General features: G+C 72.0%; 11 protein-coding genes. 8 read left to right on the forward strand and 3 right to left on the reverse strand.

What is annotated here, in order from left to right:
• Nucleotides 1-3 precede the first annotated feature (3 nt).
• On the forward strand, nt 4-912 hold the full coding sequence (locus ACIB24_RS20845) for a TIGR01777 family oxidoreductase (protein ID WP_398284106.1): 909 nt from the start codon (nt 4-6) through the stop codon (nt 910-912).
• On the opposite strand, the gene ACIB24_RS20850 is transcribed toward ACIB24_RS20845, so the two are convergent.
• A complete protein-coding gene (locus ACIB24_RS20850) occupies nt 913-2,355 on the reverse strand; it encodes a protein kinase domain-containing protein (protein WP_398284107.1) in 1,443 nt (480 codons plus the stop codon). It abuts the gene before it with no gap.
• A 157-nt stretch (nt 2,356-2,512) separates the two neighbouring features.
• On the opposite strand from ACIB24_RS20850, the gene ACIB24_RS20855 reads away from it, so the two are divergent.
• The gene (locus tag ACIB24_RS20855) at nt 2,513-3,820 is read left to right on the forward strand and encodes an NAD(P)/FAD-dependent oxidoreductase (protein ID WP_398284108.1); all 1,308 of its coding nucleotides are present in this window, start codon (nt 2,513-2,515) and stop codon (nt 3,818-3,820) included.
• Nucleotides 3,821-3,825: 5 nt separating this feature from the next.
• Entirely contained in the window at nt 3,826-4,515 is a 690-nt protein-coding gene (gene lipB / locus ACIB24_RS20860; protein ID WP_398284109.1) for a lipoyl(octanoyl) transferase LipB, read from the forward strand.
• 38 nt (nt 4,516-4,553) lie between these two features.
• Here lipB and ACIB24_RS20865 read toward each other — a convergent pair whose 3' ends face one another.
• Nucleotides 4,554-5,477, reverse strand: a complete 924-nt coding sequence (locus tag ACIB24_RS20865; protein WP_398284110.1) for an LLM class F420-dependent oxidoreductase — start codon at nt 5,475-5,477, stop codon at nt 4,554-4,556.
• An 83-nt stretch (nt 5,478-5,560) separates the two neighbouring features.
• Between ACIB24_RS20865 and lipA the strand changes: the two genes are divergently transcribed.
• The 3 genes from lipA to ACIB24_RS20880 all read left to right on the forward strand — a co-directional run bounded on the left by lipA (nt 5,561) and on the right by ACIB24_RS20880 (nt 7,695).
• Nucleotides 5,561-6,571: a lipoyl synthase gene (gene lipA, locus ACIB24_RS20870; protein ID WP_398284111.1), complete on the forward strand. Its 1,011-nt coding sequence runs from the start codon at nt 5,561-5,563 to the stop codon at nt 6,569-6,571.
• 23 nt (nt 6,572-6,594) lie between these two features.
• A complete protein-coding gene (locus ACIB24_RS20875; protein WP_398284112.1) occupies nt 6,595-7,293 on the forward strand; it encodes a DUF4191 domain-containing protein in 699 nt (232 codons plus the stop codon).
• Nucleotides 7,294-7,512: 219 nt separating this feature from the next.
• Nucleotides 7,513-7,695: a hypothetical protein gene (locus ACIB24_RS20880; protein ID WP_398284113.1), complete on the forward strand. Its 183-nt coding sequence runs from the start codon at nt 7,513-7,515 to the stop codon at nt 7,693-7,695.
• Nucleotides 7,696-7,730: 35 nt separating this feature from the next.
• Here the strand turns inward: ACIB24_RS20880 and ACIB24_RS20885 are convergent, their stop codons facing one another.
• Complete coding sequence (locus ACIB24_RS20885) at nt 7,731-8,162, reverse strand: RDD family protein (RefSeq protein WP_398284114.1); 432 nt, start codon at nt 8,160-8,162, stop codon at nt 7,731-7,733.
• 219 nt (nt 8,163-8,381) lie between these two features.
• On the opposite strand from ACIB24_RS20885, the gene glnA reads away from it, so the two are divergent.
• Nucleotides 8,382-9,806: a type I glutamate--ammonia ligase gene (gene glnA / locus ACIB24_RS20890; protein ID WP_398284115.1), complete on the forward strand. Its 1,425-nt coding sequence runs from the start codon at nt 8,382-8,384 to the stop codon at nt 9,804-9,806.
• Between the two features lie 176 nt (nt 9,807-9,982).
• On the forward strand, nt 9,983-10,870 hold the full coding sequence (locus ACIB24_RS20895) for a DMT family transporter (protein ID WP_398284116.1): 888 nt from the start codon (nt 9,983-9,985) through the stop codon (nt 10,868-10,870).
• The last annotated feature ends 584 nt before the right edge of the window (nt 10,871-11,454 follow it).

The raw sequence follows: 11,454 nt of genomic DNA on the forward strand, positions 1-11,454 counted from the left end.
CGCATGCGCATCGTCATCACCGGGTCGCACGGCCTGATCGGTTCAGCACTCGTCACGGCGCTGCGGGCGAGCGGCCACGACGTGGTCAAGCTGGTCCGCAGCCGGCCGCAGGCCCCGGACGAGGTGCAGTGGGACCCGACGGGTTTCGTCGGTGGACCGCTCGGGTCGATCGACACGGACGCGCTCGGCGTCGTCGACGCCGCCGTGAACCTGGCCGGCGCCGGGGTCGGTGACAAGCGCTGGAACGACGGCTACAAGCGCGAGATCCACGACTCGCGCACCGTCGGCACCGCCACGCTCGTCGCCGCGCTGACGGCGATGGACCCGCTGCCGAAGGTGCTCGTCTCGGGGTCGGCGCAGGGCGTGTACGGCGACCGCGGTGACGAGGTCCTGACCGAGGACTCCGCGCCCGGCGAGAGCTTCCTGGCGGACGTCGTCCTCGACTGGGAGGCCGCGGCGCGGCCCGCCGCGGAGGCCGGCATCCGGGTGGTGCACCCGCGCACGTCCCTGGTGATGGCCCCTCATGGCGGCGCGTTCCAGCCGTTGGCCCGGCTGATCAAGCTCGGGCTGGGCGGGCCGCTGGGCAACGGCAAGCAGTGGTGGAGCTGGATCACGCTGCCCGACACCGTCGCCGCCCTGCAGCACATGCTCGACTCCGACCTGTCCGGCCCGGTCAACCTCGCCTCGCCCGAACCGGCCCGCAACCGCGAGCTGATCGGCGCCCTCGCCGCCGCCCTGCACCGCCCGGCGCTGCTGCCCGCCCCGTCGTTCGCGCTGCGGGCCGCGGTCGGCGAGTTCGCGGGCGAGATCCTGGCCAGCGCGCGCCTGTCCCCGCAGAAGCTGACCGACAGCGGCTTCGGTTTCGCGCACCCCACCGTCGAGTCCGCCGCCCGGTGGTTCGCCGACTCCTGATCAGGCGACGGAGCGAACCCGCCAGCCGTCGGGTGACTTCACCAGCGTGATCCGGACGTCCCGCGCGGGCTCGGCGGGCAGGTCGACGGAGGCCCCGTCGGACACCCGGACCTGACGGTAGGCGGACGTGCTCGAGCGGACGGCGACCGTGACCGCCGACGTGCCCGCACCGGAGACGACCCGCAGGTCCCGGACCTTCACCTCGGCCCCCTCGATCCGCCGGCCGGCCTCGAGGAGCCTCTGCACCAACGCGGCGTCGGACGTGGCCGCGGGCGACCCCTGCTCGTCGGCGCGGGCCAACGGACCGGTCGTGCCGGTCCGGAACGCCTCGGCGCGCGCGGCCCCGATCTGGTTCAGCGCGGCGAGCAGTTCCGCCTCCACGGGTATAGACGGCGTGGGCAGGGCCACCGTCGGCGGCACCTGCTCCCCGGGGGGCGGGAAGACCACGGGACGGGCCAGGACCGCGGCGACGGCCAGCAGCCCGACCGCGAGCAGCGCCGCGACCGCGAGCAACCCGACCGGCAGCCGCCACCGCGACCGGACCTCCGGTACCGCGAGAGGTTCGGGGCCGACCAGCTCGTGCAGGGGCGGGCGCGTGACCCGTTGCGACAGAGGCACCTCCACCGGGGGTGGCGCCTGCCCGGACAGTTCGAGCCGCACCGGTTCGGGGGCCGCCGCGTCCCAGGCGAGGGAGGCCACCTCCGCCGGACCCGGACGCAGCGACGGGTCGAGGCTCAGGCAGCGGCGCAGCAGCGCCAGCAACGGGGTGTCGTACGGGTCGGGCTCGTCGACGCCGGGCGGCGGTGCGACGCCCATCAGCGCGTACCAGGCGACGGCGGCCAGCCCCCACACGTCGGCCGCCCGCGGGTCGACGGCCGGGTCGGACAGCAGCGCCGGGTCGGCGAAACCCGGCGTCCGCCAGCCTTCCTCACTGGAGACCCCGAGCACCTGCGCGGTGCCGAGGTCGGCCAGCATCGGCCGGCCGTCGGCGGCGAACAGCACGTTGCCGGGCGTCAGGTCTCCGTGCACCAGCCCGCGCCGGTGCACGTGCTCCAGCGTCGCCCCCAGCGGCACGAGCAGCGTCGAGGCCTCCCCCTCGGACAGCACGTCGCGACGGGCCACGAGGTCGGCCAGCGAACCGCCGGCGGCCAACTCCAGCACCAGCGCACAGCCGCCGCCGGGCAGTGGCACGTACTGCCGCAGCGCCACCACGTGCGGGTGCGAGATACGTTGCAGCAGGGCGACTTCCGCCTCCAGGGAGGCGGAAACCCCGCGGCCGACCTTCACCGCGACCGGCTCCCCCGACACCAGATCCTCGGCGGCCCACACCACGCCGTGCCCACCCCGGCCCAGCAGCCGCCCCAGCGTGAAACCCGGCACCTCGGGCGGCGGCCCGGCACTGTCCCCGCCACTGTCCCCGCCCGGAAACGTCACGATCGTCATGCCCGACAAGCCTGCCGCATCCGCAGCCGTCATCCGAAAGTTATCCACAGGCCGTGATCTGGACGAGCGAACCCACCGGATCACCTGTCAGGCTGGAGGCCGCAACATCATCGATTGAGCAGTGCTGGAGGTCGAGCAGCACCGGAGGGAGGCCGTGATGTCTCAACCGACTGCTGGTCAACCACCCGCGACCTGCGACGTGCTGATCGTCGGCGCCGGGCTCGCCGGCCTGGCCTGCGCCCGGGTACTGGCCGCGCAGGGCGTCGAGACCGTCGTGGTGGACGCCGCGGACGGGGTCGGCGGGCGCGTGCGGAGCGAGAAGGTCTACGGGTTCACGGTCGATCGCGGCTTCCAGCTGCTCAATCCGGCCTACCCCGAGGTGCGGCGCGTCATCGATGTCGAACACTTACGGCTGCAACGGTTCCCGGCCGCTCTCGTGGTGGCCACCGACGGGCACAAACTCACCCTGGCCGACCCCCGCCACGCGCCCCGCGAGCTGCCCGGTACGGCCCGGGCACTGCTCGGCGGCCGGCTCGGCTCCCCCCGGGAGTTCGCGGCCTTCGCCGCCTGGGCCCTGGGTTCCGCGCGCCGCGCCCCGCGCGAACTCACCGGTGGCCCGGACGGCACCTGGGGCGCCGAGCTCGACGCTCGCGGCATCACGGGCAGCCTCCGGCGCCGGGTGGTCGAGCCGTTCCTGGCGGGGGTGCTCGGCGAACGGGACGGGTCGACGTCCCACCGGTACCTGCGCCTCCTGGTCCGCTCGTTCGTCCGGGCCGCCCCGGGCCTGCCCTGGCGCGGCATGCAGGCGCTGCCGGACCAGCTCGCGGCGGCGCTGCCCGCCGACGTGCCCGTGCACCTCGGCGTCCGGGCGCTCGCCGTCCGGCCGGGTCAGGTCGTGACCGACCACGGCGAGGTGCACGCCCGGGTCGTCGTGGTGGCCACCGACCCGGCGGCGGCGAGCGAGCTGGTCGGGCTGCCCGCCGTCGCGACCCATGCCCTCACCACGTTCTGGCACGTGAGCGGCGAGCTGCCCACCCGCTCCGCCGCCCTGCACGTGGACGGCGACGCGACCGGGCCGGTGGTGAACAGCGTCGTCATCTCCAACACGGCCCGCGGCTACTCCCCCGACGAGCGGTCGCTGATCGCCACCACGGTGCTGGGCGCGACGGCGGACGCCGAGACCGAACGGGCCGTCCTGAGCCAGCTCTCGCGGATGTACCGGGCCTCGACGACGTGGTGGGACCTGGCCCGCGTGCACGCGCTGCCCGCCGCACTGACGGCGATGCCCCCGCCCCGCGAGGTCCGCCAGCCGGTCGACCTGGCGCCCGGGCTGGTGGTGGCCGGCGACCACCGCGACACGGCCTCCCTGCAGGGGGCGCTGGTGTCCGGGCGGCGGGCCGCGGGCGCCGTCCTCGAACAGCTGCGCACGGGCGGGCTGGGCCTTGAAACCCGAGGCGTAGCCTGAGCTACATGGTCGAGTTGGAACGGGTCGGGTTCGGCGAGCAGGCCGTCCCGTACCGCGAGGCGTGGGAGCTGCAGCGCCGGGTCCACGCCCGGGTCGCGGCGGGCGAACAGCCCGACACCGTGCTGCTGCTGGAGCACCCGCCCGTCTACACCGCGGGCAAGCGCACCGAACCGCACGAGCGCCCGGTCGGTGACACCGAGGTGGTGGACGTCGACCGCGGCGGGAAGATCACCTGGCACGGGCCGGGGCAGCTGGTCGGGTACCCGATCGTGAAGCTCGCACAGCCGGTCGACGTGGTCGCCTACGTCCGCACGCTGGAGCACCTGCTGATGGCCGTGTGCCGTCGGCTCGGTCTGGAGACCGTGCAGGTCGAGGGCCGCAGCGGGGTCTGGCTGCCGGCCGACGCCGACCCGTTCCTCGGCAAGCCGGAACGCAAGATCGCAGCGATCGGTATCCGGGTCGCGCAGGGCGTGACGATGCACGGCTTCTCGCTCAACTGCGACCCCGACCTGGCCGCGTTCGGCACCTTCATCCCGTGCGGCATCACCGACGCCGGGGTCACGTCGCTGAGCGCCGAGCTCGGCCGCGACGTGACGGTCGCGGAGGTGCTCCCCCTGGTCGAGGAGGAACTGCGCGCCGCCGACCTGTCCGGCCAGGCGCGACTGTCCTCGTCAAGGCCCGCCCTCAGCGGCTGATCGGGCCCTTTCGAGGACACTCGCGAGCGAGACCCACGTCAGGCGAGCTGGGGCATGATCTCGGCGGCCGCGTACTCGATGTGCTCGAGGTCGTCGAGGTCGAGCACCTGGAAGTAGGCCCGGGTCACGCCGTGCTCCGCGTAGCGGCCCAGCTTGTCGACGATCTCGGCGGGTGAGCCGCCCAGCTGGATCTCGCGCAGCTCGGCCACGTCCCGCCCGACCTTGGCGGCTCGCGCCGCGATCTGGGCCTCGTCCTTGCCCGTGTTCAGGGTCAGCGCGACCGAGAGCGTGAGGGACGACGGGTCGCGGCCGATCTGCTCGCACGCCTCCCGGGCGCGGCGATGCGCGGCGACCGTGTCGTCGAACGGCTTGAACGGCACGTTGAACTCGGTCGCGTACTTCGCCGTCAGCTCCGGCGTCCGCTTCTTCCCGATGCCGCCGATGATCACCGGGACGCGCTCCTGCACCGGTTTGGGCAGCCCGGGCGAGTCGACCACCTGGTAGTGGCGGCCCGAGAACGAGTACCCGCCCGGCGTCGTCCAGAGGTTGGTGATGATCTCGAGCTGTTCCTCCAGGCGGTCGAAGCGCTCGCCGACGCCCGGGAACGGCAGGCCGTAGGCGGTGTGCTCGGTCTCGAACCAGCCGGCGCCGAACCCGAAGTCGACCCGCCCGCCGGACATGTCGTCGACCTGGGCCACCTGGATCGCCAGGACGCCGGGGTGCCGGAAGGTCGCCGAGGTCACCAGGGTGCCCAGGCGGATCCGGGAGGTCTCCAGCGCGATCCCGGCCAGCGTCGTCCAGGACTCGGTCGGCCCGGGCAGCGGTGAGCCGCCGCCCATCCGCAGGAAGTGGTCCGAGCGGAAGAAGGCGCCGTAGCCGGCCGCCTCGGCGGCCTGGGCGAAGCGGGACTGCTGGGCGTAGGAGTTGCCCTGCTGGGGCTCGACGAACACGCGGAGATCCATGGGTCGAACCTAACCCGGGTCCGGGAAGAGCCGCCGCCCGGCACGACTTACAGTTAGGTGCGGGTCGAGGAACAGGAGTTCACGTGACGATCGCACCGGAAGGCCGCCGGCTGCTGCGGGTCGAGGCGCGCAACGCGGAGACCCCGATCGAGCGCAAACCGTCCTGGATCCGGACGACGGCGAAGATGGGCCCCGAGTACACGGAGCTGACCAAGCTGGTGAAGTCGGAGGGCCTGCACACGGTGTGCCAGGAGGCCGGCTGCCCCAACATCTTCGAGTGCTGGGAGGACCGCGAGGCCACCTTCCTCATCGGTGGGGAGAACTGCTCGCGGCGCTGCGATTTCTGCCAGATCCACTCCGGCCGCCCCGAGCCCCTCGACACCGACGAGCCCCGCCGGGTCGCGGAGAGCGTGGCCACGATGGGCCTGCGCTACGCGACGGTCACCGGAGTGGCCCGCGACGACCTGGAGGACGAGGGCGCCTGGCTGTACGCGGAGACGATCCGGGCCATCCACGCCGCCTCTCCCGGCACGGGCGTCGAGATCCTGGTGCCCGACTTCTCCGGGAAGCCCGAGCTGCTGCAGCAGGTGTTCGACGCCGCCCCGCAGGTCTTCGCGCACAACCTGGAGACCGTGCCCCGCATCTTCCGCCGGATCCGCCCCGCCTTCCGCTACGAGCGCTCCCTCGACGTGATCACCCAGGGCCGCGCCGCCGGGATGGTGACCAAGTCCAACCTGATCCTCGGGATGGGCGAGACCCGCGCGGAGATCTCCCAGGCGCTGGTCGACCTGCACGGGGCGGGCACCGACCTGCTGACCATCACCCAGTACCTGCGGCCCAGCCCGCTGCACCACCCGGTGGAGCGCTGGGTGAAGCCGGAGGAGTTCGTGGAGCTGCGCGAGGAGGCCGAGGCGCTGGGCTTCGCCGGGGTGATGTCCGGGCCGCTGGTCCGCTCGTCGTACCGGGCCGGGCGGCTGTGGGCGCAGGCCATGCAGCGGCGCGGCGAGGCCCTCCCGGAGGCCCTGGCCCACCTGGCCGAGCCCGGTTCGGCCCGCCAGGAGGCCGGTTCCCTGCTGGCCCGTCACCTGGGCTGAGCCAGGTCAGTATCCTCAGCTCCATGGCCCGCAACGAACCCGCTCCCGGCGTCCCGACCGGACGTTTCGCCCAGATCCGAGCCGTGTTCGGCATGGTCTGGAAGAACGACAAGCCCGGCTTCGCCCTGATGATCGCCGCCTGGGCGGTCACGTTGCTGTTGGGCATCCTGATCGGGGCGATCTGGGACCACGCCTACTACGGCGGTTTCCTCGGGTTCCTGGCGGGCCTGCTGGCCGCCACCGTGATCCTCGGCCGGCGGGCCGAGACGGTGGCCTTCTCCCAGGTCGTGGGCATGGCCGGTGCCACCGGGTATGCGCTGAAGGGCCTGCGCCGCGGCTGGAACGTCGACGAGCAGCCGGTCCAGGTCGACCCCCGCACGCAGGACCTGGTGTTCCGGGCCGTGGGCCGGCCCGGCGTCGTCCTGGTCACCGAGGGGCCGCTGCCCCGGGTCAACCGGCTCGCGGAGACCGAGCGGAAGCGGATGACCAAGGTGCTGCCCGACGTCCCGGTGATCGTCCTGCACGCCGGGGACGACGAGGGTCAGGTGCCGCTGCGCAAGCTGACCCGCACGATCATGCGGAAGCGTCCGGTGCTGACCAAGGACGAGGTGAGCACGGTGGCCAAGCGGCTGCACGCCCTCGGCGCGGCCCGGCTGCCGATCCCGAAGGGCGTCGACCCGACCCGGATGCGCCCCGACCGCAAGGCCACGCGCGGCCGCTGAAGGCCGTCCGGAACGAGATCACCCTTCCGGGCTCAGGTCTCGACAGCTCCCTGCCGATGTGTCGTTGATCTCGGGGCAGGGATATGCGGCGATGTCGAGTTTCGCCGCACCTGTCTCGCGGGTACCGTTTGACGTGAGTCGACCAGCGTCGGTCGACGGCCGTTGACGCCCCCGGGGAAGGACTGCCAGCACATGCGCGTCACGCCACCGCAAGACGTTGTGAAGATCGTCAGCTCTCTGGCCCGCCGGGCCGACGAGCTCCTGGCCGAGTCGGCCGCCCGTAACGCGGCGCACTCCGTCGAGGTCCGAAAGGTCCGTCAGCTCGACGACATCCGGACCCTCCGCGACCTGGAACGCATCCCCGCCGCCCGTCGCGGTGGGATTCAGGCCGAGCAGGGCTGAAATGGGAACCGGCACCTGAACAGGTGCCGGTTCTTCTAGTTCCGGACGACGACCGCCCCCGCGGCGAGGTCATGCGCCCCGCGCAGGTCGCGCTGCCAGATCAAGGTGAACGGCGGGACGACGAGCGCCAGCAGCACCGCGCGAACCAGGCCCACCCCCAGGCCCAGGCGACCGCCGTCCACCCGCTCGGTCTGCACCCCCGCCAGCCGCTGGCCCAGGGTCGCCCCCGCCGTGGGGATCAGCAGGGCGTTCTCCACGACCAGCACCAGCACGGGCACCAGAGAACCGGCCGGGTCGGACGGCGAGGCCTGGAACAGACCGCGGGCGATCAGCAGGCACACGGCCCAGTCGATCACCAGGCTCAGCAGCCGACGACCGGGCCGGGCCACCGAGCCCGGACCCTCGGCGGGGCGGCCCAGGTCGGCCCCGGGCACGTAGCCCGACAGGCCGGTTTCCGATTCGGTCACGCTTTCACCCTACGGTGCGCCCCGGTGAGCACGAGGACGCCTACCGGTGTCACCCCCGCGATACCGAGATCGGGCTACGTTACGCTCCCGAAACAGTGTCGACACCACCGCGAAAGCCAACACGCCTAGCGTCCGCAACGGCGTGCCCCGGCTCACGGGTGAGCGGTGCGGCACCGACGGATGCACGAACTCAGTCCGATTCCCGACCGTGGAGGTTGGATGTTCAACAACGCCGATGAGGTCACCAAGTTCATCGCCGACGAAGACGTCAAGTTCGTCGACGTGCGCTTCTGCGACCTCCCGGGTGTCATGCAGCACTTCAACGTTCCGGCCTCGACGGTCGGAGCGGACTTCTTCACCGACGGCCAGATGTTCGACGGGTCCTCGATCCGCGGCTTCCAGGCGATCAACGAGTCGGACATGAAGTTGATCCCGGACCTCAGCACGGCCTACATCGACCCGTTCCGGGCCGAGAAGACCCTGGTCGTCAACATGGACATCGTCGACCCGTACACCAGCGAGCCCTACAGCCGCGACCCGCGTCAGGTCGCGCACAAGGCCGAGGCGTACCTGAAGTCGACCGGCATCGCGGACACTGCGTTCTTCGCGCCCGAGGCCGAGTTCTACATCTTCGACGACGTGCGGTTCGAGACGAAGCAGAACCTCTCGTTCTACGAGATCGACTCGATCGAGGCCGCCTGGAACACCGCGCGCAAGGAGGACGGCGGCAACCTCGGGCACAAGACCCCCTACAAGGGTGGGTACTTCCCCGTGCCGCCGGTCGACCACTACGCCGACCTGCGCGACCAGATGGTCGTCGTGCTCGACAGCCTGGGCCTCGAGGTCGAGCGTTCCCACCACGAGGTGGGCACCGCCGGCCAGGCCGAGATCAACTACAAGTTCGACACGCTGGCCAAGTCCGCGGACAAGGTCATGCTGTTCAAGTACGCGATCAAGGGTGTCGCCCACGCGGCCGGCAAGACGGTCACGTTCATGCCGAAGCCGATCTTCGGCGACAACGGTTCGGGCATGCACTGCCACCAGTCGCTGTGGAAGGACGGCTCGCCGCTCTTCTACGACGAGACCGGCTACGGCGGCCTGTCCGACCTCGCGCGCTGGTACATCGGCGGCCTGCTGCACCACGCGCCGTCGCTGCTGGCGTTCACCAACCCGACGGTGAACTCGTACCACCGCCTGGTGCCGGGCTACGAGGCGCCGGTCAACCTGGTCTACTCGGCGCGTAACCGTTCGGCCTGCGTCCGCATCCCGGTCACCGGCTCGAACCCGAAGGCCAAGCGCATCGAGTTCCGCGTGCCGGACCCGTCGTCGAACCCGTACCTGGCGTTCTCGGCCATGCTGATGGCCGGGATCGACGGCATCAAGAACCGCATCGAGCCGCCGGCCCCCGTCGACAAGGACCTCTACGAGCTGCCGCCCGAGGAGCACGCCTCCATCGCGCAGGTCCCCGGCTCGCTCGCGGAGACCCTCGACAACCTCGAGAAGGACCACGCCTATCTCTCCGAGGGCGGCGTCTTCACCGAGGACCTGATCGAGACCTGGATCGACTTCAAGCGCAACAACGAGATCGACCCGATCCGGTTGCGCCCGCACCCGCACGAGTTCGAGCTGTACTACGACGTCTGATCGTCGGTAGCTCGACGCGCACGACCCGGCGGGGTCGGTGGTTCGCCACCGGCCCCGCCGTTCGTTTGCCCGACCGCTCGGCCCGCATCCGCGCCCGTTTCGGTCGCCACGGTGACCCGAATCCGACTCATGGCAACCGATTCGGACGCACCTGGGCAGCCGGGTATGGTCGGCCGGTGAGATCTGCGATGGGCCGGGGCGTCCTGGCCCTCGTCGGGGCGACGCTGTTCTGGGCGGGCAATTACGTGCTCGGCAAGGTCGCGGTGGAGACGATCTCCCCGTTCTCCCTGACCACCCTCCGGTGGGCGCTCGCGCTGCTGCCGCTGATCGCACTGGCCCAGGCCGTCGAGCGGCCCGACTGGCGAGACTTGCTGCGGCACTGGCGCTTTCTCACCCTTCAGGCGGCGACGGGCCTCGCCGGGTACACCCTCTTCCTGTACGCCGCCCTGGAGCACTCGACGGCGTTCGCCGCCTCGCTGATCAACGCGGCCAACCCGGCCCTGATCGCGATCGCCGCCGCGGTCCTGCTGCACGAACGGCTCGGCTTCCGGGGCGGGGCGGGCATCCTGGTGGCCTTCGTCGGGGTGCTGGTGCTGCTCACCCACGGGCACCCGACCGCGATGACCGGCACGACCTACGGGGCGGGCGACGTGTTCATGCTCGGCGCGATCGTCGCGTGGACGGCGTACACCGTCGCCGCCCGGATGGGCCCGAAGCTGCCGCCGATCTCTGCCGTGGCGGTCCAGGCCGGGCTGGTCACCGTGGTGCTGGGCGCACTGGTGCCCGTCGTCGGGCTCGACCTGCCGGGTACCGGTCCGGCGCTGTGGTCGCTGCTGTTCATCGTCGTCTTCCCGTCCTGCGGGTCGTACGTGCTGTGGGCCTACGCGCTGACGGTGGTCCCCCCGGCCCGGGCCGGGGTGTTCCTGAACCTGATCACCGCGTTCACGGCGGTGGCCGCGCTGGTCACCGGGACGCCGATCACCGCCGCCGAGGTGGTGGGCGGGGTGATCGTGCTGGTCGGGGTCACGCTGACGGTGCGTTCTCCGGCCCGAGCAGGTACTTGAGGTCCTGGCGGTCCACCGGCCATGCCGGACCGAGCGGCCACAGCCCGGCGACCAGTGCGGTGTCGTCCCGGAGGCGACCGGGTTGTCCCGCAGCGCGGTCCGCAGCACGTCGGCATCCTCGGGCTGGAGCAGCGCGCGCAGTTGGGGGCGGCGGTCGGCGACCAGCCGCAGCCCGACGTCGCCCCACTCCCGGCCCTGGATCTCGGCTACGGTCGAGACCACGCGGTAGCCGCGCAGGTCGATCCGGTGCGGCCCGTCGTCCGCACGCCACTCCACGGTCGCGGCTGCGATCCGCAGCCAGCCCTTCTCCACCTGCGTGCCGACGTCCACCCCGAGCATCATCCGCGTCTCGTACCCCCGGGGACCGGTCAGGGCCGCCCTCCGGCGGCGCCGCCGGAGGCCGTCTTGACCGAGGCCGATGACGATCTGCAGCCCCAGGAAGCCCAGCACGGGCCACCCCCAGTCCATCGCCGCAGTGTGCCCGGACCTCGGCCTAGGTGTAACCGGCCAGGACGTTGGTGACGGTCGGCGCGGCAGCTTGATCACGTAGTGAGACCTCCGGTGCGGTGGTGATTGCGAAGTCA

Source organism: Spongisporangium articulatum (assembly GCF_044465595.1).
Taxonomy (GTDB): domain Bacteria; phylum Actinomycetota; class Actinomycetes; order Actinomycetales; family Kineosporiaceae; genus Spongisporangium; species Spongisporangium articulatum.